This window comes from Glycomyces terrestris (assembly GCF_003933745.1).
Classification (GTDB): domain Bacteria; phylum Actinomycetota; class Actinomycetes; order Mycobacteriales; family Micromonosporaceae; genus Glycomyces; species Glycomyces terrestris.
This window is the reverse complement of the sequence record NZ_RSEB01000003.1, coordinates 730323-751253: the sequence shown is the minus strand read 5'-3', so window position 1 is coordinate 751253 and position 20931 is coordinate 730323. Positions and strand designations below refer to the sequence as shown.

Sequence of the window (20931 nt, the reverse complement as noted above, 5' to 3'; positions counted from 1 at the left end):
CCCTCGAACATGCGACAGCGGGGCCGCGCGCGGTCGCGCGCGGGACGCGGGCAGGTATTCGGACTCGGGGGCGCTCCGTCGCCGGCGCCTAGTCCCCGCCGCTTCCCAGGCCCTCGCGGACCCAGTGCTCTTGGCGGGTTTCGTTCCCCCTCACCGCTGCGGGGCAGTTCTGGACTCGCACCAGATTCCCTCTTGGCCGCGGCGAGTCCTCGCCGCGGAACCAGCGTCGAGAGCGATGGTACGGCCGCGGACGCGCGCCCCGGGCCCCTCGGCCAGAGTGTGAGAACCGGTGCGGGCGGCCCGGAAGCGCCGAGTAAGGTCCGAGCCGGGCCGGGCCGGGACCGCGGCCCGGGCCGCGACGCGAGGAGGAAACGATGGGCAAGCAGACCGCAGTCGTCACGGGAGCGAGCAGCGGCATCGGGGCGGCCGCCGCCCGGGGCCTGGCCGAGGCCGGCTTCGACGTGGTCCTCGGCGCCCGCCGGGCCGACCGGCTCGCGGAGGTCGCGGCCGAGTGCGGCGGGACGGCGCTGGCGCTGGACGTGACCGACGAGGCGTCGGTGGCCGCGTTCGCCGACCAGGTCGAGCGGTGCGACGTGCTCGTCAACAACGCGGGCGGCGCGTTCGGCCTCGACTCGGTGGCCGGCGCGGACCTGGAGCTGTGGCAGCGCATGTACGACGTGAACGTGCTCGGCACGGCCCGGATCACCAAGGCGCTCCTGCCGAAGCTCGTCGACTCGGGCGACGGGCAGGTCATCGTGATCGGCTCGATCGCGGGCCACCAGCCGTACCCGGGCGGGGGCGGCTACAACGCGGCCAAGCACGCCGAGGCGGCGGTCACGCGGGTGCTCCGCATGGAGCTGCTCGGCCAGCCGGTGCGGGTGTGCGAGATCGACCCGGGAATGGTCGAGACCGAGTTCAGCCTGGTGCGCTTCGAGGGCGACCGGGAGCGCGCCGACGCCGTCTACGCCGGCATGACGCCGCTGGTCGCGGCCGACATCGCCGACGCGGTCACGTGGGTCGCCACCCGGCCCTCGCACGTGAACATCGACCAGCTCACCATCACCCCGCGCGACCAGGCCGGGGCCCAGCTCGTCCACCGCCGCAAGTAGACCGGTCGGCCGGCGGCGAAGCCGCCGGCCGTTCGCGGCGGTTATCCACAGGCGGAGAACTCGCGCTGGACACCTGGCGGCACTCGGTGCCAGTGTTGACCCATGCGCCATCACGACAGGCTCCGCAGCACCCGCCCGGCCACCGGCCGCAGCGCGGCGACCGCTGCGCGGCTGCGCGCGGCGCGAGTTATCCACAGGCCGGAAATTCGTTCTCGACACTCCACCCCGGACGGTGTCACGGTTGAGACAAAAAAGCCATCTGGCCCTGCGGGATGGCGGCGATATGAAGGGGAATCGCGAACGTCGCCATACCGAGACCGCGCGCGGGAAGCCACCCGCCCGGCGGTCCACGCAGGACCGCCAGTCACAGGCGCGGGCGGCCGGGAACACCATCCCGGCCGCCCGCAACCCTCGATGTCGCCCCGGGATCACGCAGTGAGCGTGAACTCCGGAGAGGTCCACTGCTCCCAGTGCGCCGGGTCGCTCTCGTCGCCGAGGGCTTTGAGCACCCTCACGGTGAGGGTCCACCGGCCCGCCTCCAGCGCTCCCGGGCGCTGGGCGATGAGGTCCTCCAGGTGGATGCCCATCGCGTCGTCGGGCCCGGGCGAGCGCGGCAGGAACGCCTCGGGCTCCCAGTCGACGACCTCCCCCGTCTCGGCGTTCGCCGCCGAGACCTCCATGGCCGCCGGCTGGTGCCCCAGGTAGAGGAGGGCCGCGAGGTCAGGGCCGTCGGCGAGGCTGAACGACTCGTCGGCGGCGAGGTCGCGGTACTCGAACTCGTGCGTCTCCGGGTCCTGGGCGACGATCGCGGCGAGCTTCGGCAGCTCGGGGTGCTCCAGGATCGGGATCGCCAGGTAGTCGCCGTGGTAGCCCGAGTAGGCGGCCGTGAGCGACTCGCCGCCGGCGTCGGGGCGGGCGGTGATGCGGCCGCCGAAGACGCTGCCGAGCGGCAGGTCGGCGCTGGGCTCGACCGTGACCTCGACGGTGGCGGTCTGGCCCGGGTGGAGGCGGATCTCCTTGGGCTCGAACGTGACGGCGGGTTCGGCGGCGTGGAAGCCGGGGTCCCGGTCGTCGCCGGTGGTCGCGATCGTGGACCGGTGCGTGAGCGTGTAGTCGCGCACGGCCTCGTCGCGCGAGGTGAGCGTGAGCTCGAAGGTGCGCGGTCCCGTGCCGTGGCCGGTGTTGACCCCGGTGGGGTGCAGGCAGGCGCGGGCGTCGAGGGCGTCGACGATGTCGACGACGCCGGTGCCCTGCCGGTGGGCCGCTTCGAGTTCGCCGAGGTCGGGGTTGTCGCCCCACGGGACCGGCTTGGCGGCGTTCGCGAGCCGGGTGCGGACCTCGCGGGGCGCGAGGCGCGGTTCGGCGTCGAGGAGCAGGGCCGCGGCGCCGGCGACGTGCGGCGAGGACATCGAGGTGCCCGAGAGCGAGGCGTAGGAGCCGTCGGCGACGGGCACGGTGGACCAGACGCCGCCGCCGGGGGCGGCCAGGTCCGGCTTGAACGTCAGGTCGGGGGCCGGGCCGTAGGCGGTGAACCCGGAGGCGAGGCCGCCGCGCGGCAGGTCGACGAGGACGGTCTCGCCGGTGAACTCGAGGACCGGGGCCTCGCCGATCGAGACGAGGTCGTGCAGGTCCTTCCCGTCGGCGTCGGTGACCGCGATGACCGGCACGGCCGGGTCCTCGACGCCGCCGCCGCCGAAGGGCCCGGGGCGGTCGTTGTAGACGACGACGCTCGTCGCGCCCTCGGCGACGGCCCGCCGGTACTTCTCGTCGAAGGTGCAGGTGCCGCGCACGACCAGGGCGGCCTTCCCGGCGACGTCGCTCTCGGAGGCGTCGTCGGCGCAGGCGCGGCCGAGCCACGCGAGCGGGTCGGTCGCGGTGCCGGCCTCGGGGTCGGGGGACGCGTCGATGGGGCGGTAGCCGATGCGGCGGTCGAGCGCGGGCACGTACGCGGCGTCCATGCGCTGGGCCGGATTGTCGGTGGAGGCCACGGCGATCACGTCCTCGCCGACGCCGGGCGCCGAACCGGAGTACACGCCGTGCTCGCCGTCGTTGCCCATGGAGGCGACGACCACGACGCCCTCCTCGGTGAGCCGGTCGGCGGCCTTCGCCGTCGGGTAGCCGGGCCACTGGAACGACTGCCCGAGCGAGAGGTTGACGACGTCCATGCCGTCGTCGAGCGCGGCCTCCAGGGCCTGCATGATCACCTCGGCGCTGGTGGAGCCCTCGCAGCCGAAGACCTTGTACGCGCCGAAGGTCGCGTCGGGGGCGACGCCGGTGACCTCGCCGTCGGCGCCGACGATGCCGGCGACGTGGGTGCCGTGGCCCCCGCAGTCGGCCGGGTCGTCGTCCGGGCTCGGCTCGCTCAACTCGGGGTCGTCGGAGTCGAAGTCGTCGCCGACGAAGTCGGCGCCGTACGCGACCCGGCAGCCGGAGCCGAAGCAGCCGCCGAGATCGGGGTGGGTGTAGTCGATGCCGGTGTCGATGACGCCGACCTTGACGCCCTCGCCGGTGACGCCGCGCCCGTGCGCGACGTCGGCGCGGGTGGTCTGGATCGCCTGCGCCAGTTCGGGAACCGGCCCATCGTCGGCGACGGCGGCGGGGCCGGTGAACACCACGTCGGACCAGACGCGCTCGACGTGCCCGAACTGCGCGAGGCGGCGCGCGGTCGCCGGGTCGGCCTCGACGGAGACGCCGTTCCAGATCCGCTCGAAGTCGTGGCGCACCTCGAAGTCGAGGCCGGGGGCGGCGTCGAGCACGGAGGCGTCGGCGCCTTCGGCGAACTCGACGAGCCACACCCGCGCGTCGCCCGCCTCCGGTTCCGCCTGCGCCGCAGGGGCGGCGAGGGCCAGGAGCGGCAGGGCGGCCGCGGCCGCGAGGGGCCGCCGCCAGGAGGGCGGGACGGTTCGGAGCGTGCGGTGGCCCGGCATCAGGGGTCCCTTCGTCTCGCGCCCGCCGGGGGTTCGCGGAGGCGCCCGGGAACCCCCGGCGGGCAGATATGGCAGGACCTCGATCGTGGGCCATCGGGCGGGCCGAACCGCGCATTTGCCGCGCCGCCCGGCCGCGTGTCGGCGCTTCAGTACCCGAGGAGGCGGGCGAGCGCGAGGCCGCCGAGGCCGGCGGCGAGCCCGCCCGCGAGGTTCACGGCGATGTTGAGGACGGCGTGCCTCCAGCGGCCCTGCTCGACGAGGACGAGGGTCTCCCACGAGAGCGTCGAGAACGTGGTGAGGGCGCCGCAGAAGCCGGTGGCGAGGAGCGCCGACCAGGCCGGGTCGGCGACGGCGGCGGCGAGGAACACGGCGAGGCCGGACCCGGCGGTGTTGACCGCGAGCGTGCCCCAGGGGAGGTGCCGGCCGAGGTAGTGGGCGGCCACGAGGTCGGTGAGGAACCGGGCGGGCGCGCCGACGGCCGCGCCGGCGGCGATGAGGAGGAGCGTCACCGGCGGCCCGCCAGGACGCGGCGGGTGGCGGCCATGCCGAGGGCGGCGGCCCCGAGCGCGGCCGCGATCGTGGTGAACGCGTACACGACCGCGAGCGGCGCCTCGCCCGCGTCGACGGCGCGGCCGATGCCGACGATGTAGGTGGAGAAGGTGGTGAAGCCGCCGAGGACGCCGACGCCGAGGAAGGGCCGCAGGAGCCGCAGGCCCGGCGCGGCCTCGGTGACGACGGTCATGAGCACGCCGATGAGGAGCCCGCCGAGGGCGTTGGCGAGGAACGTGGCCAGGTCGAAGCGGCCGGGTGCGGCGGGGAGGAGGACGAGGAGCCCGGCGCGGGCCAGGGCCCCGGCGGCGCCGCCGAGCGCGACGGCGGCCAGGGCGGAGGCGGGGACGGCGCGGAGCGCGTCCCACAGGGGCGGGCGGTGTGGTCCGGTCACGCCGTGAATCTAACCGCCCCGGCCGCGGCGGTCCGTATGCGATCCCTCACCGGGACTTGCGCCCGAATTGCGAATGACGCTACCGTTGACGGGCTATGAGTTACACGGTCACCAACCAGTTCCTGACACGCAGGCGTCATCTCGACTTCTGCCGCGTGTCGACCGTGCTCTGTCGCTAGTTCCGCCGATCCCACCGGCCGGCTCGCCGACGTACTCGTATCTCCCCGCTGGGTCCGAGCCCGACCCGCACTCCTTACCGCCGGCACGGTCCGCGCCGCCGCGCGCCCCCGTGCCTGCGCCAGCCTTCACAAGAGGTAGTTCCCATGGCAAGTGCTCCCGAGAACACGGCCGACACGGCCGTGGAGGAGAATTCGAAGTCCAAGCGCCGCAAGCGGTTCCCGTTCGCCGCGCAACTGCTCGTCGGCCTCGTGGTCGGCCTCGTCCTCGGCTGGGCCGCCCGCGAGTGGTCCGTCGCGTGGCTCGGCACCACCTTGGAGACGGTCGGCACGCTGTTCGTGCAGCTGCTGTTCCTGATCGTGCCGTTCCTGGTGTTCACCGCGATCGTCGCGTCGATCGCGAACCTGCGCAACCTCGCGAACGCGGGCCGGCTGGTCGCCAAGACCCTCGGCTGGTTCGCGGTCACGTCGCTCATCGCGGTGGTGATCGGCATCGCCATCGGCCTGGCGACGAACCCGGGCCGGGGCGTCGAGCTCTCCGGCGCGGCCGCCGCGCCCGAGACGCAGGGGTCGTGGACCGACTTCCTGACCGGCATCATCCCCACGAACGTCGTGGACGCGTTCGTGAACGTCAACGTCCTCCAGATCGTGTTCGTCGCGATCGTGGCGGGCGCGGCGGCCGCGAAGATCGGCGACAAGGCCGAGCCGTTCCTCAAGTTCAACGCCTCCGCGCTGGCACTGGTCCAGAAGGCCCTGTGGTGGGTGATCCGCCTGGCGCCCGTCGGCACCGCGGCCCTGATCGGGAAGTCGGTGTACGCGTACGGCTGGGACCTGCTCGAGCCGCTCGCGGTGTTCAGCGTCGACATCTACGCGGGCGCGCTCATCGTGATGCTCGTCGTCTACCCGGTGCTGCTGCGCGTGTTCGGGAAGGTCTCGCCGGTCCGGTTCTACCGGAAGGCGTGGCCGGCGATCCAGTTCGCGTTCGTGTCCCGCTCCTCGGTCGGCACGCTGCCGCTGGCGCAGAAGACCGTGACCGACCGGCTCGGCGTGGACCGCGACTACGCGTCGTTCGCGTCGCCGTTCGGCGCGACGACCAAGATGGACGGCTGCGCCGCGATCTACCCGGCCATCGCCGCGATCTTCGTGGCGCAGGTGTACGGCGTGGACCTGGCGGTGCAGGACTACCTGCTCATCGTGTTCGTGTCGGTCATCGGCTCGGCGGCGACGGCGGGCCTGACCGGTGCGACCGTGATGCTGACGCTGACGCTGTCGACCCTGGGCCTGCCGCTCGAGGGCGTGGGCCTGCTGCTGGCGATCGACCCGATCATGGACATGATCCGCACGGCCACGAACGTGGCCGGGCAGATGGTGGTGCCGGTGATCGTGGCGAAGTCCGAGGACCTCCTCGACCGCGAGGTGTACGACGCGGCCCCGCAGCCGCTGGACGAGGAGTCCGCGTTCGGCGGGGACGCCGAGGGCTCCCGCAAGGGGGAGCCGGCGCTCGCGCCGGCGTGATCCGAGCTTTGTTCCTCTCCTGAGAAGCGGGGGCCGGTCCGGGAGGGCCGGCCCCCGTTCCTATGCGCGGGCGTCGATGTACTGCTCGAGGCCGTCGAGGACGCGCTGGAGGCCGAACTCGAAGTAGTCCTCGAGCAGCTGCTCGGAGGCGAAGGACGCGGTGGTGACGGCCGCGAGGTGGGGGAAGCGGGCGCCGGCGGCGGGGTCGGCGAGGAAGCTGAAGAACTCGGCGGAGGAGCCGGCGCCGCCGGTCTCGGGGCGGGCGGCCCCGAGGGCGAAGCAGTCGACGGTGAGGACGGCCATGAGGCCGAGGTCGGCGGGGAGGCCGAGGGCGCCGAGGCGGCCGAGGACGTGGTCGACCCAGCCGGCCTCGCCGGGGCCCATGGTGCGGGCGGAGGTGCCGACGGTGATCGCCCACGGGTGGGCGCGGAACAGGCCGATGACGGTCCGTCCCCAGTGGAGGAGGACGTCGCGCCAGGTGTCGGCGTCGGGCAGGTCGGGGGGCCCGTCCATGAGGGAGTCGTACATGAGGATGACGAGCTCGTCCTTGCCGGGGACGTGCCGGTAGAGGGACATGACGCCGGAGCCCAGGCGGTCGGCCAGGTGCTTCATCGAGACCTTGTGCAGCCCTTCGGCGTCGGCGATGGCGACGGCCTCGGCGACGATGCGCTCGCGGGTGAGCCCGGAGGGGCGGCCGCGGCCCGGCCGCGACCGGTCGCCCCACAGCAGTTCGTACTCGCCCTGTCCCAACAGAAGCACCCCCTCAGCTCCGGCCTCGCGCCTGGCAAGCCTAGGGCCCCTGAGGGTCCCGGGTGCACGCACCAGGCTTGCGTATGATGTACGCTGAAAAGCGTATCCCATACGCATCGATCGGACCCCACCGCGATCGGAGAGACCAGTGACCCAGACCCTCGCCCAGTCCGAACCCCAGCGCCCGCCCGAGCGCGAGAAGCCGAAGTGGTACCGCCGGCCCTGGATCGTCCCGCTCTTCGCGGTCGCCGGCCTGTTCGTCGCCGCGCGCCTGCCGTTCTACCTCACCTTCGACACCGGCGACTCGCTCGTCGAACTCCAGTCGGCCTTCCCCGAGACCCACTACCTCATGCTCACCGGGCACATCCTGTTCGGCTCGATCGCGCTCGTCACCTGCTCCATGCAGGTGTGGACCTGGCTGCGGCTCAAGCACCCCCGCGTCCACCGGGTCTCCGGGCGCCTCTACGTCTTCGCGGGCGTCGTGCCCTCGGGGATCTTCGCGCTCGTCGTCTCGGTCATGTCGACGGTCGGGAACGACGGCAAGATCGGCAACGTGCTGCTCTCGCTCCTGTGGTTCGGCACCACGTTCTCCGGGTTCCTCGCGGCCCGCCGCCACGACTTCCAGGCCCACCGCCGCTGGATGATCCGCAGCTTCGCCCTGTGCTGGTCCATCGTCGTCAACCGGGTGTGGATCGCGCTGCTGCTGGTGATCCTGCTGCCGTTCCGGGAGAGCTACTACGGCGGCGACACCGAGGCGCTCATCGCGGACGTCGCGGTCGCCTCGATCTGGCTCAGCTGGATCGTCAACCTCATGATCGCCCAGTGGTGGCTCGACCGCAGGCCCAAGCGCCGCCGCGGCGCCAGGCCTGCCACCAAAGTCGCAGCCGCCGCCTGACGGATGCCACCTTCGGGGCGGCCCGGGTTCCACCCGCGGTCGCCCCGCCGCGCCCCGAAAGTCCATGCCGCAGCAGGATTCGCACCGCCTCCCTCCACGCGATGCTGGACGGCATGGACACCACCTCCGCCACCGTATCCGCGGCCCCCGACACCCGGCCGGCCGCGGCGAAGCGGCTGCCGCTCCTCGACGTCCTCCGCGGCGCCGCGATCCTCGGCACCCTCGGCACCAACATCTGGCTCTTCGCCTCCGCCCACGGCGAGGCCGGGCCCCTGCTCGGCTTCGGCATCACCGAAGGCGGCTTCTTCGGCTCCGCCTTCCAGCTCCTCGCCAACGGCAAGTTCCTCTCCATGCTCACCGTCCTCTTCGGCGTCGGGCTCGCGATCCAGTTCCGGTCGGTCGAGAAGCGCGGCCGCCGCTGGCCCGGCCGCTACCACTGGCGGGCCCTGTTCCTCTTCGCCGAAGGCACCGTCCACTTCGTCCTGCTGTTCGCATGGGACGTGCTCATGGGGTACGCCGTCACCGCGATCACCGTCGCCTGGCTCCTCAAGCGCTCCGAACGCGCCCAGCGCGCCGTCATGTGGACCGCGCTCGGTCTGCACCTGGCCGTCGTCGCCCTCGTCACCGCCGGGTCGGCCCTCGGCGGCGTCGCGCCCGAGCCGAACCCGGAGGTCCAGGCGCTGTACGCGTCCGGGACCTGGCTCGAGCAGGTCCAGTTCCGGCTCAACCACGCCCTCGTCTTCCGCGTCGAGCCGATCATCACGTTCCCGCTGCTGGTCTTCCTGTTCCTGCTCGGCGTCCGGCTGTTCCGCGCCGGCGCGTTCGGCGCCGACGACACCGGGCGGCGCATCCGGGCCCGCCTCATGGCCTGGGGTCTCGGCCTGGGCCTGCCGCTGAACGCCGTGGCGCTGCTCCTGCCCGACGAGGTCCTCTACCTCGAGCGGTACGTGATCGCGCCGGTCGTCATGCTCGGCTACATCGGCCTCATCGGCTACCTCGTCGAGCACCTGCGCCGCGGCCCGGTCATGGCCTCGCTCGAGTCCCTGGGCCGCACCGCCCTGAGCGGCTACATCCTCCAGAACCTGCTCGCCTCGGCGCTCTGCTACGGCTGGGGCCTCGGCCTCGCCGCGAAGTACGGCGACCAGGCGTGGTTCGCGCCCGCCCTGTGGCTCGGCATCGGCGCGTTCCTCCTCGCCGGGTCCTGGCTGTGGCTGCGCCGCTTCAGCACCGGCCCGGCCGAGGCGCTCCAGAAGGCCGTCCTCCGCTAGGGCGCGGAGCAGAAGGAGGTGCGGGCCGGTTCGAGATCGGCCCGCACCCCGTCCTCACCCGGCGGCGACCGCCTCGCGGTCGCGCACCGCGCGGCGGCGCACCAGCATCGCCAAGGGCCACAGGGCGATGACCGCGATGATCCCGTACACGGTCCACGCGACGGGCCCGCCGACGAGCCCCGACAGGTCGCCGCCCGAGAGCTGGAGCGACATGCGCGCCTGCCGCTCGGCCATCGGGCCGAGGATCACGCCGACGATCATCGGCAGCATCGGGATCCCGAAGCGCCGCATGCCGAGCCCGAGCAGGCCCAGCGCCAGGAGCACGTACAGCTCGAACGCCTGGCCGCTGGTCGCGTAGGCGCCCATCGACGCGAAGAACAGGATGCCCGCGAACAGGTACGGCTTGGGGATGCGCAGCAGCTTCACCCACACCGGGATGAGCGGCATGTTCAGCACCAGCAGCATCGCGTTGCCCACGAATAGGCCCGCGATGAGCGTCCACACCAGCGCCGACTCCTGCTCGAACAGGAGCGGGCCCGGCTGGATGCCGTACGTCTGGAACGCCGCGAGCATGACGGCCGCGGTCGCGTTGCACGGCAGGCCGAGCGCGAGCATCGGCACGAGCGTGCCCGCGGCCGAGGCGTTGTTCGCCGCCTCCGGGCCCGCGACGCCCTCGATCGCGCCGTTCCCGAACTCGCTCTTGTGCTTCGAGAGCCGCCGCTCGGTCACGTACGACAGGAATGTCGGCACCTCGGCGCCGCCGGCCGGGACCGCCCCGAACGGGAACCCGAGCGCCGAGCCGCGCAGCCACGGCCCCCACGAGCGGCGCCAGTCGCCGCGGCCCATCCACACCCGGCCGACCGGGACGATCTCGTCCTTGCCGTTGCGGCGGCGGGCCGCCGTCCACAGGGCCTCGCCCACGGCGAACGCGCCGACCGCGACCACGACGATGTCGATCCCGTTGGCCAGCTCCGGCATCCCGTAGGTGAGCCGCTGCTGGCCGGTGACCGCGTCGATGCCGATCGTCCCGATGACGAGGCCGACGAGGAGCGACGCGAAGCCGCGGATGCGCGAGGAACCGAGGACCGACGCGGTCGCCACGAGCGCGAGCACCATGATCGCGAAGTACTCGGGCGCGCCGAGGCCGATCGCGAAGTCGACGGTGATCGGGGTGACGAACACGAGCGCGACCGTCGCGATCGTGCCGGCCACGAACGAGCCGATGGCCGCGGTCGCGAGGGCCTGCCCGCCGCGCCCGTTCTTGGCCATCTTGAAGCCCTCGAGGACGGTGACGACCGAGGACGACTGGCCGGGCGTGTTCAGCAGGATCGCGGTGGTCGAGCCGCCGTACATGCCGCCGTAGAAGATCCCGCCGAACATGATGAACGCCTGCGTCGGCTCCATCCCGTACGTGATCGGCAGCAGCAGCGCGATCGCCATCGCGGTGCCCAGGCCCGGGAGCATCCCGACCGCGGTGCCGATCGTGACGCCGATGAGGGCGATGAGGAGGTTCCCGGGGGTGAGGATCGCGGCAAAGCCGTCGAGGAGCGAGTTGAGGTTGTCCACGCCCGCCCCCCTACAGGATGCCCTGGAGCACGCCGGCCGGCAGGCCGAGGCCCAGGCCGATCGCGAACCCGTAGAACGTGGCCAGGCCGAGCACCACGGCGGCCGCGAGCGTCAGGAAGTAGCGGCGCGAGCCGAGGACGATCGCCGCGCCCCAGAACAGGAGCGAACCGGAGATGACCCAGCCGAGCCAGTCGATGAGGAGCGCGTTCGCGACGAACACCGCGCACAGGAGCGCGACGGTCCTGACGTCGAACCGCTCGCCGGCGTGCGCGCCCCCGTCCTCGCCGTGGCCGCCGCGCAGTGCGTCGATCGCGTAGAAGGCGGCGACGGCGAACAGCAGCACGCCGAGGATGATCGGGACCGGCTTGGGGCCGATCGGGTCGTTCGACGCGGAGAACCCGCCCAGGCGGGCGGCGTCGACGATGACGAGGACGCCGAGGACCGCGAGGAAGGCGCACACCCACAGCTGCGCGAGGTCCCGCTTCGGGACCGCGGCGGCCGCGTCGCCGTCCGCCGCGGCGGCGTCCTCGGCGGCGCCGTTCGCGGTCGCCTCGTGCTCGGCGCCCGTCATGCCAGGCCCAGTTCCTGGAGCGTGGCCGCCACGGTCGCGTCCTGGTCGGCGAGGAAGTCGCCGAAGTCGCTGCCGGTCATGAACGCGTCGGTCCAGCCCTGCTTCTCCAGCTCGTCCTGCCACGCCCCGGAGTCGTGCATCGCGGTGAGCGCGTCGGTCCACTTCCGCACGTCCGCGTCGCCGATCCCGGGCGGGGCCACCCAGCCGCGCCAGTTCGTGAACACCAGGTCGATCCCGGACTCGGTGAACGTCGGCGCGTCCGGGACGACGTCCACGCGCGCCTCCCCGGAGGTCGCGAGGACGCGCAGCTGCCCGGCCTCGATCTGGTCGATGAACTCGCCGACGCCGCTGGCGCCGAACGCGACCTTCTCGCCCAGCAGCGCGGGCAGGAGCTCCCCGCCGCCGTCGTAGGACACGTAGTTCACCTGCGTCGGGTCGATGCCGACGGCGTTCGCGAGCCGCATCGGCAGCAGGTGGTCGGGGCCGCCGGGGGAGGAGCCGCCGCCGACGGTGACGCCGTCGAGGTCGCCGGCCCAGGCCGCGACCAGGTCGTCGATCGTCTGGTACGGCGAGGCGGTGGGCACGACGATGGCGCCGGACTCCTCGACGAGCTTCGCGAGCGGCGTGGTGCCGGTCAGCTTCGCCTCGGAGTTCTGCGTGTAGGAGGCGCCCACGACGCCCAGGCCCATCTGCATGGCGAGGTCGCCGTTGCCCTCCTCGCTCACGGTCCGCTGGAGGCCGACGGTACCGCCGGCGCCCTCGAGGTTGAACACCTCGACCGCGCGGGCGATCTCCTCGTCCTCCATGATCCGGGCGATGGAGCGGGCGGTCGTGTCGTAGCCGCCGCCGGGGCTGTTCGGCACCATGATGCGCAGACCGGTGAGGGGTCCGCCGCCCGAGCCGTCCTCGGCGGTGAGTCCGCACGCCGAGGCCGCCGCGAGCGCCGGGACGGCCGCCGCAGCGCTGAGGAGGCTCCTCCGGTGAATTTTCATCGTCGTTGCTCTTTCATTTCGAGGGTGGTGTGAGAGACGATGGTCACCCCGGCGCGGCCCCTGCGTCAGCCTTGTGTCCGTATCGATCATTGAGTTCATTGTGTTCAGGCCCTCACTTCGCCGTCCGACCCTCGCCGGGCAGCTGCTCGCGTACCAGCTCGCCGTCGTCCTCATCGTGCTCGCGGTCATCGCCGGGCTCTCCCTCGCCCAGTCCCGCGCGGTGTTCACCAGCGAGCAGGGGCGGCGCGTCACGCAGCTGGCCGAGTCCCTCGCCACCACCGACCTCGTGCGCGACCGGCTGCCGCAGCCGGCGCCGTCGCAGACGCTCGCGCCGAAGATCCTCGGCGACCTGGAGCGCTGGCAGGTGTCGTCGGTGACGATCGCCGACGCCGAGGGCAAGGTCGTCGCCTCCACGAACCCGCTGCTCATCGGCACGTACCTGCCGGTCGCCGCGGGCGTCCTCGACGGCCGCGGCTGGCGCGGCGAGATCGAGCTCGGCGGGCGCACCGAGCTGGTGGCGCAGGCGCCGGTGCTCAGCGAGGCGAGGGACGAGATCGGCGTGCAGCTCGGCGTGGCCGTCGTCGGCCAGGAGGTGCCCTCGCTCGGGGAGCTGCTGGTCGAGGCCGTGCCGACGCTGCTGCTGTACCTGGGGGTGGCGAGCGCGCTCGGGGTCGCGGGCTCGTGGCTGCTGGCGCGGCGGATCAAGCGGCAGACGTTCGGGATGGAGCCGCGCGAGATCGCGGGGCTCGCCGAGCACCGGGAGGCGATGCTGTACGGGATCGCCGAGGGCGTGGTCGCGCTGGACGACCAGCACCGGGTGACGCTCGTGAACGACGTGGCGCGGCGGCTCCTCGACCTGCCGGACGGCGCGGTCGGGCGCACGCTCGGCGACCTGGAGCTGACGGGCCGGCTGCGGGACGTCCTGTCCGGGACGGTGACCGGTTCCGACCAGGTCGTGCTCCAGGGGAACCGGGTCCTGGTGGTGAACCGGATGCCGGTGGAGAAGGACGGCCGGGCGCTGGGGGCGGTGGCGACGCTGCGGGACCGCACCGAGCTCGCGCAGCTGGAGCGCGACCTGGGCTCGTTCCGGTCGACGGCGGAGGCGCTGCGGGCGCAGGCGCACGAGTTCGACAACAAGCTGCACACGATCTCGGGGCTGATCCAGATCGGCGAGCAGGACGAGGTGGTGCGGTACATCGACGCGCTCAACCGGCACCGGCAGTCCCTGGACCTGTCGATCGGGGAGCCGATCCGGGACAAGGCGATCGCGGCGCTGCTCATGGCGAAGTCGGCGCAGGCCTCGGAGCGGCAGGTGCGGCTCGAGGTCGCGGCGGGGAGCGCGCTCGGGCCGCTCGAGCCGGAGGACTCGGCCGACGTCGGCACGGTCCTGGGGAACCTGGTCGACAACGCGGTGGACGCGGCGGCGGGGGCGCGGGCGCCGCTGCCGGTCGCGGCGGAGGCGTGGGTGTCGGTCGACATCCGCGAGGACGCGGGGGCCGTGCGGATCACGGTGACCGATTCGGGCCCGGGCGTGCCGCCGGAGACGGCCGAGGAGGTGTTCGCGCACGGGTTCACGACGAAGGCCGCGGCGGGGGAGCACGGGATCGGGCTGGCGCTCACGAGGCTGGTGTGCGAGCATCACGGCGGCGGCGTGCACGTGGCGAACACCGCCGACGGGGCGCGGTTCACGGCGGTGCTGCCCCTGCTCGCCGGGTCCGCCGCGACCACTCCCGCATTCACGGCCGAGGAGCCGACATGATCGATGTGCTGGTCGTCGACGACGACTTCCGGCTGGTGAACATCCACCGCGGCTTCGTCGAGCGCACCCCCGGGTTCCGGGCGGTCGCGTCGGCGCGCAGCGGCGAGGAGACCCTCGCGGCCCTTGCGGAGCACCGGCCGGATCTGGTGCTCCTCGACCTGTACCTGCCGGACGTGTTCGGCCTGGACCTGGTGCGGCGCATGCGCGCCGAGGGCCACGAGACGGACGTCATGGTCATCTCGGCGGCCCGCGAGGCGGACGCGGTGCGCGCGGCGGTGCGGCTCGGCGTGGTGTCGTACCTGTTGAAGCCGTTCAGCTTCGACGAGTTCCAGGAGCGGTTGCGGCAGTACGCGGACCGGCGGGCGGGCCTGGCGATGGCGATGCGCGACCAGGCGGACGTCGACCGGGCGTTCGAGCGGACGGCGTCGGCGCCGGCGATGCCGAAGGGCTTCAGCGCCGAGACCGCGCAGCTGGTCGAGACGACGCTGCGGGAGGCCGGGGGGTCGCTGTCGGCCGCTGAGTGCGCCGAGCGGATCGGCGTCTCGCGGGTGAGCGCCCGCCGCTACCTGGAGCAGCTGGCCGAGCGGGGCCGGGCCGAGGTGGCGCTGAAGTACGCGGGCCGGGGCCGCCCCGAGCGCCGCTACACCTGGCGCTAGGGCCGATTCACCGGCGCTCGCGTGTGAAGGCCGCTTCGACCGCGTCGAGGTTCGCGGTCCACCAGCGCAGGAGCCGTTCGTCGGAGAAGAAGACGCGGTCGCTTGCCGTGCGGTCCAGGTAGTAGTGGTATTTCAAGTGCCACACGGAGGTCAGCAGTCGCCACCAGCGGCGCCGGGCGGCGTCGGCGAGGGCTTCGGGCCCGATGCCGGCGACGGTCCGGTACCCGGCGACGAGTGCGGCGATGTTGTCGAGGTCGATGCGCCCGTCGGGGAGCGCGAACTGGTAGGTGGCGGCGCGCACGATCTCTTCGCCGTACGGGTTGGGGCGCACGCGGTCCCAGTCCAGGACGGCGGCGATGCGGTCGCCGCGCCAGAGCAGGTTCCAGTTCTGGCAGTCGCCGTGCGTCCAGCCGGCCGGCCCGGCGGGCGGGTCCTCGGAGGGCCGCAGGTGCTCGTGGGCGGCGATGAGGTCGAGGCGGCTGCGCAGCAGGGGTTCGGCGGCGCGGTCGAACGCGTCGGGTTCGGCGCGGGCGGCGATCTGGTCGAGGTAGTCGCCGATGCGGTCGTGCGCGGTCGCGACCGTGGGCGGCGGTTCGGTGCTCGGACCGGTCTCGGGGAGCAGGCCGGGGCGGGCCAGCGCGGCGTGGATCCGGCCGATGACCGCGCCCATGTGGAAGGAGATGTCGGCGTCCATGTCGGGTCCGAGGAGGTGGGTGCCGTCGATCCAGGGGGTGAGGTAGTAGCCGTGTCCGCCGATCTCGACGACGGTGGTGCCGTCGGCGGCGGGGACCGCCGCGGCGACGGGGACGCCGTCGGCGGCGGCCGAGGCCATGATCGCGAGGCTGCGCCGGGCCGAGTCGGGGTCGAGCGCGTCGAGTTCTTTGAGCGCGAATGGGCCGGCGTCGGTGTCGAGGCGCCAGTTGCGGTTCAGCAGCCCGTCGGGCAGGTACCGGCAGGCGGTGACGGTGCCGAGGCGGTAGGCGCGGGCGATCGGGTCGAGTCCGGCGCGGGGGCGGGGTTCGGGTGGGGCCACCGCGAAAGGCTACCGGTGGGGGCCTGTCGGCGCATCGGCGTTTCGGTTCGGGAGGGCGGAGGAGTGTTCGGGGCGGCGGACGGGCGATGAATGGGCAACGGCCGGGCGGGGGCCCGGCCGTTGAGGCCGCCCGTGCCGGATGGTCTGCGGCCGAGCGGGTGGTGTGGTGGAGTCTAGGGGAATCGAACCCCTAACCCCCGCCTTGCAAAGGCGGTGCTCTGCCAATTGAGCTAAGACCCCTGGAGGGCCGGCGGTGAGACCGGTCCGTTCGAGTATCCCCGCCGCGCACGCGGCAACAGCGAGGATACCCGCAGCGCAGTGAGTTGGCTAACGCGATTCGCTAGCGCACGTCCTCCGCGGAGGTGGTGGCCTCGTGCCACAGGGTGCGGTCGTCGTTGATCGACTTGACCTTCTTCGCGACCACGAACGCGACCGTCGCCACGCCGGCGACGATCAAGATCTTCTTCCACATGGACCCAGGCCCCCTATATCAGAGATTGCCGCGTACAGCAATGCCGCGGTCGGCATCGCGCGATGCGCCTCAGCATAGCGAACTGCGGCGCGCCGGGCCGCCGGGCCGGGGCCCGCACGCTCAATACCGGATCCCGGGCGTGTCGGCCGCGGGGTCGAAGAACGTCTTCGCGGCGGCGAGGGCCCGCTCGTCGCGCAGGACCTGCCCGGGCCGCGAACCGGAGCCGAGGAGCACGCCGCGCCACTCCATGCCCATGTACTCGGCGGACAGGCGCAGCGTCCCGGCGAGCGGGGCGGCGACGTCGGGCTCCTCGTCGCCCTGGACGGTGACGCCCCAAAGCCGCCGCCCGCCCATGCGGGCCCGGAAGTCGAGGCCGGGCACCCGCAGCCACCCGGACCAGTGGTCGAGGTAGTTCTTGACCGAGCCGCTCACCGAGTACCAGTACAGCGGGGAGGCGATGACGAGGTCGGTGGCAGCGAGCGTGGCGTCCTGGACGGTCCGCTCGGCGCCCGCCGCGACCGGGGTGGCGCCGTCGCCGACGTGGCGGCGGTCGGTGAACGGCGGCAGGTCGAGCTCGGCGAGGCGCAGCCACCGCTGCTCGGCCTCCGGTTCGAGGTGCTCGGCGGCGGCGCGGGCGAGGGTCTCGGTGTTGCCGCCGGTGCGGGAGCTGCCGAGGAGGAACAGGAAGGAGCGGGGCGAGTCGGCCATGGTCGGTGCGCTTTCGGGCAAGGGGGACGGTCACCAGGTGCAAGGCCGCGGCGGCCCCCGCGTATTCCGGGCAAGAAAAAACCCGCCGGTGGCCGGCGGGTGTTGGTGGGCGTACCAAGACTCGAACTTGGGACCTTCGAGTTATCAGCTCGACGCTCTAACCACCTGAGCTATACGCCCTTGCAGGTTGTGCGGCCGCTTCTCGGCGGCGCTGAGAAAGATTACCCCACGATCGTTCCGGACGCGAATCAGGGCCCCTCCCGGAAGGGACGGGCATCACTGGCCCCGAACGGAACGCCGGAGCGCCCGCGGCCACCAGGCCGCGGGCGCTCCGGCGGAGGCTTGCTAGTCGCGCTCGGCGAGGGTCACCTCGACGCCGCCGACGAGGTCGGCGCACACGTTGTAGATGAACGAGCCCAGGGTCGCCAGGGCGGTGAACAGGACCATGTTCACGACGCCGAGCAGGGCCGCGGCCCCGATGACGCCCTTCGCGGTGATCCGGAAGCCCTCCGCGGCCGCGCCCGAGTCCGCGTTCGTGCCCATGAGCATCTGGAGCATGTCGTTCACGGTGTCGAACACGCCCATCGCGTCGAGCGCGATGTACAGGACGGTGGTCGCCACGACCATGACGATGAACAGCACGATCGACACGGCGAACGCGAACTTCATCACCGACCACGGGTCGATCCGCTTGAGCCGCAGGCGGGCCCGGCGCGGTCCGCGCGCCGCGGCCTGGCTGACGGCCGCGCGGGCGGCGCGCACCGCGTCGGCGACGCGCGCCGACGAGGCGACGCCCGCGGCCTGCTGGGCCGCGGTGTTGCCCGTGGGCCCCGTCGGGATCGGGATCGCCTCCGGCGTGACCGGCGGCGGCGTCATCCCCGGAGGGCGCCGCAGCGTCAGCGTCTGGTCCTGCGCGGGCGCAGGGGCCGGAGCCGGGTCCGACGCGGTGTCGGCTTTCGGCTCGCTCGCTTCGGACGGCTCGGAGGGCAGCTCCGGCACGTCGTCCTCGCGCTCGGTCTCCGCTGCGGTGGCCTTCGCGTCGGTCATCTACTCGTCCTGCCCCTCATCGGGTTCCGGTTCCTCGGCGCTCCTGGTGATCGCGAGCAGCGACACTTCCTCGGGCAGGTCGATCAGCTTGACGCCCTGGGTGTTGCGGTCCGATGTCTGCCGGACCGGCTTCACAGGAGTCCTGATGACCCCTCCCTCCGAAGTGATCGCGAACAGCTCGTCGTCGGGCGTCACCGACAGCGCCCCGACCAGGTCGCCGCGCCGTTCCGTGATCTTAGCCGTCAGGACGCCCTTGCCGCCGCGGCCCTGCTGCGGATACGCGTCGACCGGAGTCCGCTTCGCGTAGCCGCGGCTCGTGGCCACGAGGATGTCCATATTATCGCGGAGCACGATCATGGTCAGCAGTTCGTCGTCCCCGACGAACCGCATCCCGATCACGCCGCTCGTCGCCCGGCCCATCGGGCGCAGCGCGTCGTCGGTGGCCTGGAACCGGATCGACTGGGCCTTGCGCGACACCAGCAGCAGGTCGTCCTCGGGCTCGATGAGCGCCGCCCCGACCAGCTCGTCGCCGTCGCGCAGGTTGATGCCGATGAGGCCGCCCGTGCGCGGGGAGTCGAAGTCGGTGAGCTTCGACTTCTTCACCAGGCCGTTGCGGGTCGCGAGCACCAGGTACGGCGTGACCTCGTAGTGGGCCAGCTGGATGACCTGCGCGATCGTCTCATCCGGACCGAACGCCAGGATGTTCGCCACATGCTGGCCGCGGGCCGTGCGGCTCGCCTCCGGCAGCTCGTACGCCTTCGCGCGGTACACGCGGCCCTTGTTCGTGAAGAACAGGATCCAGTCGTGGGTGGTGCACACGAAGAAGTGGCTGACGATGTCGTCCTGCTTGAGCTGCGCGCCCTGGACGCCCTTGCCGCCGCGCTTCTGCGAGCGGAACGAGTCGGTCTTGGTGCGCTTGACGTACCCGCCGCGCGTGATGGTGACCACCACGTCCTCGCGGGCGATGAGGTCCTCCATGGACACCTCGCCGGCGTCCGGGAGGATCTGCGTGCGGCGCTCGTCGCCCCAGCGGTCGACCACGGCGGCGAGCTCGTCGCGCACGATCGCCCGCTGGCGCTCGGGCTTGGCGAGGATGTCCTCGAGGTCGGCGATCTTCGTCTCGATCTCGGCGAGCTCGTCGACGATCCGCTGCCGCTCCAGGGCGGCGAGGCGGCGCAGCTGCATGTCGAGGATCGCGGTCGCCTGGATCTCGTCGACGTCGAGCAGGCTCATCAGGCCCTGCTTCGACTCCTCGGCCGAGGGCGAGCGGCGGATGAGCGCGATCGTCTCGTCCAGCAGGTCGAGGGCCTTCGCGAGGCCGCGCAGGATGTGGGCCCGCTCCTCGGCCTTGCGCAGCCGGTACCGGGTGCGCCGCTGGATCACTTCGATCTGGTGCGCCACGTAGTAGCGCACGAACTGCGCGATGTTCAGCGTCCGCGGCACCCCGTCGACGAGCGCGAGCATGTTCGCGCCGAACGTCTCCTGGAGCTGCGTGTGCTTGTACAGGTTGTTGAGCACGACCTTCGGGACGGCGTCGCGCTTGAGGACGATCACCAGGCGCATGCCGGTGCGGCCGGAGGACTCGTCGCGGATGTCGGCGATCCCGCCGAGCTTGCCCTCCTTGACGAGGTCGGCGATGCGCTCGGCCAGGTTGTCGGGGTTGACCTGGTACGGCAGCTCGGTCACGACCAGGCAGGGGCGGCCCTTGGAGTCCTCCTCGACCTCGATGACCGCGCGCATCTTGATGGAGCCGCGGCCGGTCCGGTAGGCGTCCTCGATGGCGGCCCGGCCCAGGATCGTGGCGCCGGTCGGGAAGTCGGGGCCGGTGATGATCCCGAGGATCGCCTCGAGGGCCTCCTCCTCGGTCGACTCCGGGTGGTCCAGGCACCAGTTGACGGCGGCGGCGACCTCGCGCAGGTTGTGCGGCGGGATCTTCGTGGCCATGCCGACGGCGATGCCCTCGGAGCCGTTCATGAGCAGGTTCGGGATGCGGCTGGGGAGGATCGTCGGCTCGGTGGTCTTGCCGTCGTAGTTCGGCTCGAAGTCCACCGACTCCTCGTCGATGTCCCGCAGCATCTCCATCGCCAGCGGGTCGAGGCGGCACTCGGTGTACCGCATCGCGGCGGCCGGGTCGTTGCCCGGGGAGCCGAAGTTGCCCTGGCCGTCGATGAGGGGGTAGCGCAGGCTCCAGTCCTGCGCCATGCGCACGAGGGAGTCGTAGATCGCGCCGTCGCCGTGCGGGTGGTACTGGCCCATGACGTCGCCGATGACGCGGGAGCACTTGACGTACCCGCGGTCGGCGCGGTACCCGCCGTCGTACATGCCGTAGAGGATCTTGCGGTGGACCGGCTTGAGGCCGTCGCGCACGTCGGGCAGCGCCCGCCCGACGATGACGCTCATCGCGTAGTCGAGGTACGACCGCGACATCTCCACTTCGATGCCGATCGGTTCGATCCGGCCGTGGCCCTCCGGGATCTCGAGCTGGTCTTGGTTGTTCTCAGGCACCAGTGCTTCCTTGCTGTGTCAGACGAAGTCGTATCGGGC

Annotated in this window: 18 protein-coding genes, 2 tRNA genes and 1 riboswitch; of the genes, 6 read left to right on the top strand and 14 right to left on the bottom strand. The window is 72.5% G+C overall.

The genetic code is table 11. The features are described from left to right. Window positions 1–32 precede the first annotated feature (32 nt). Window positions 33–240: riboswitch (cobalamin riboswitch) on the bottom strand. Window positions 241–374: 134 nt separating this feature from the next. Further along, on the top strand, window positions 375–1109 hold the full coding sequence (locus EIW28_RS13420) for an SDR family NAD(P)-dependent oxidoreductase (protein WP_125248186.1): 735 nt from the start codon (window positions 375–377) through the stop codon (window positions 1107–1109). A 428-nt stretch (window positions 1110–1537) separates the two neighbouring features. Here EIW28_RS13420 and EIW28_RS13415 read toward each other — a convergent pair whose 3' ends face one another. The 3 genes from EIW28_RS13415 to EIW28_RS13405 all read right to left on the bottom strand — a co-directional run bounded on the left by EIW28_RS13415 (window position 1538) and on the right by EIW28_RS13405 (window position 4979). Further along, window positions 1538–4036, bottom strand: coding sequence for a S8 family serine peptidase (locus EIW28_RS13415; protein WP_125248185.1), 2499 nt, complete (start codon window positions 4034–4036; stop codon window positions 1538–1540). A 146-nt stretch (window positions 4037–4182) separates the two neighbouring features. Further along, a complete protein-coding gene (gene crcB / locus EIW28_RS13410) occupies window positions 4183–4545 on the bottom strand; it encodes a fluoride efflux transporter CrcB (RefSeq protein WP_125248184.1) in 363 nt (120 codons plus the stop codon). After that, window positions 4542–4979 (bottom strand): fluoride efflux transporter FluC, encoded by a 438-nt coding sequence (locus EIW28_RS13405; protein ID WP_232013972.1) that lies wholly within the window; start codon window positions 4977–4979, stop codon window positions 4542–4544. Before EIW28_RS13405 ends, crcB begins: the two co-directional genes overlap by 4 nt. A gap of 323 nt (window positions 4980–5302) precedes the next feature. Between EIW28_RS13405 and EIW28_RS13400 the strand changes: the two genes are divergently transcribed. Continuing rightward, entirely contained in the window at window positions 5303–6670 is a 1368-nt protein-coding gene (locus EIW28_RS13400; RefSeq protein WP_125248182.1) for a dicarboxylate/amino acid:cation symporter, read from the top strand. A 60-nt stretch (window positions 6671–6730) separates the two neighbouring features. On the opposite strand, the gene EIW28_RS13395 is transcribed toward EIW28_RS13400, so the two are convergent. Further along, window positions 6731–7429: a TetR/AcrR family transcriptional regulator gene (locus EIW28_RS13395; RefSeq protein ID WP_158630398.1), complete on the bottom strand. Its 699-nt coding sequence runs from the start codon at window positions 7427–7429 to the stop codon at window positions 6731–6733. 139 nt (window positions 7430–7568) lie between these two features. Here EIW28_RS13395 and EIW28_RS13390 point away from each other — a divergent pair, with 139 nt between their 5' ends. Together EIW28_RS13390 and EIW28_RS13385 are read left to right on the top strand one after the other, a co-directional pair. Then, window positions 7569–8315, top strand: a complete 747-nt coding sequence (locus tag EIW28_RS13390; RefSeq protein WP_125248180.1) for a DUF2306 domain-containing protein — start codon at window positions 7569–7571, stop codon at window positions 8313–8315. A 113-nt stretch (window positions 8316–8428) separates the two neighbouring features. Then, on the top strand, window positions 8429–9583 hold the full coding sequence (locus tag EIW28_RS13385; RefSeq protein ID WP_125248179.1) for a DUF418 domain-containing protein: 1155 nt from the start codon (window positions 8429–8431) through the stop codon (window positions 9581–9583). A gap of 54 nt (window positions 9584–9637) precedes the next feature. On the opposite strand, the gene EIW28_RS13380 is transcribed toward EIW28_RS13385, so the two are convergent. Genes EIW28_RS13380 through EIW28_RS13370 form a run of 3 tightly spaced genes read right to left on the bottom strand, consistent with a single transcriptional unit; the run spans window position 9638 to window position 12712 of the window. After that, a complete protein-coding gene (locus EIW28_RS13380) occupies window positions 9638–11149 on the bottom strand; it encodes a tripartite tricarboxylate transporter permease (RefSeq protein ID WP_125248178.1) in 1512 nt (503 codons plus the stop codon). Window positions 11150–11159: 10 nt separating this feature from the next. Next, window positions 11160–11720 (bottom strand): tripartite tricarboxylate transporter TctB family protein, encoded by a 561-nt coding sequence (locus tag EIW28_RS13375; protein WP_125248177.1) that lies wholly within the window; start codon window positions 11718–11720, stop codon window positions 11160–11162. After that, window positions 11717–12712, bottom strand: a complete 996-nt coding sequence (locus EIW28_RS13370) for a Bug family tripartite tricarboxylate transporter substrate binding protein (protein WP_125248176.1) — start codon at window positions 12710–12712, stop codon at window positions 11717–11719. The genes EIW28_RS13375 and EIW28_RS13370 overlap by 4 nt, the downstream gene beginning before the upstream one ends. A 100-nt stretch (window positions 12713–12812) precedes the next feature. On the opposite strand from EIW28_RS13370, the gene EIW28_RS13365 reads away from it, so the two are divergent. Together EIW28_RS13365 and EIW28_RS13360 are read left to right on the top strand one after the other, a co-directional pair. Next, a complete protein-coding gene (locus tag EIW28_RS13365) occupies window positions 12813–14471 on the top strand; it encodes a sensor histidine kinase (RefSeq protein ID WP_197717236.1) in 1659 nt (552 codons plus the stop codon). Next, window positions 14468–15127, top strand: a complete 660-nt coding sequence (locus EIW28_RS13360; protein ID WP_125248174.1) for a response regulator — start codon at window positions 14468–14470, stop codon at window positions 15125–15127. Before EIW28_RS13365 ends, EIW28_RS13360 begins: the two co-directional genes overlap by 4 nt. Before the next feature lie 7 nt (window positions 15128–15134). On the opposite strand, the gene EIW28_RS13355 is transcribed toward EIW28_RS13360, so the two are convergent. The 7 genes from EIW28_RS13355 to gyrA form a co-directional block, all read right to left on the bottom strand. Next, a complete protein-coding gene (locus tag EIW28_RS13355) occupies window positions 15135–16160 on the bottom strand; it encodes a phosphotransferase (protein WP_125248173.1) in 1026 nt (341 codons plus the stop codon). A 164-nt stretch (window positions 16161–16324) separates the two neighbouring features. Further along, window positions 16325–16400, bottom strand: a tRNA-Ala gene (locus EIW28_RS13350). Window positions 16401–16500: 100 nt separating this feature from the next. Further along, entirely contained in the window at window positions 16501–16632 is a 132-nt protein-coding gene (locus tag EIW28_RS24975; RefSeq protein WP_218125197.1) for a DLW-39 family protein, read from the bottom strand. Between the two features lie 120 nt (window positions 16633–16752). After that, on the bottom strand, window positions 16753–17340 hold the full coding sequence (locus tag EIW28_RS13345) for a flavodoxin family protein (protein WP_125248172.1): 588 nt from the start codon (window positions 17338–17340) through the stop codon (window positions 16753–16755). 103 nt (window positions 17341–17443) lie between these two features. Continuing rightward, window positions 17444–17520: transfer RNA gene (locus EIW28_RS13340), tRNA-Ile, on the bottom strand. A 165-nt stretch (window positions 17521–17685) separates the two neighbouring features. Beyond that, a complete protein-coding gene (locus EIW28_RS13335; protein ID WP_125248171.1) occupies window positions 17686–18387 on the bottom strand; it encodes a DUF3566 domain-containing protein in 702 nt (233 codons plus the stop codon). Continuing rightward, entirely contained in the window at window positions 18388–20892 is a 2505-nt protein-coding gene (gene gyrA / locus EIW28_RS13330) for a DNA gyrase subunit A (RefSeq protein ID WP_125248170.1), read from the bottom strand. Window positions 20893–20931 lie beyond the last annotated feature (39 nt).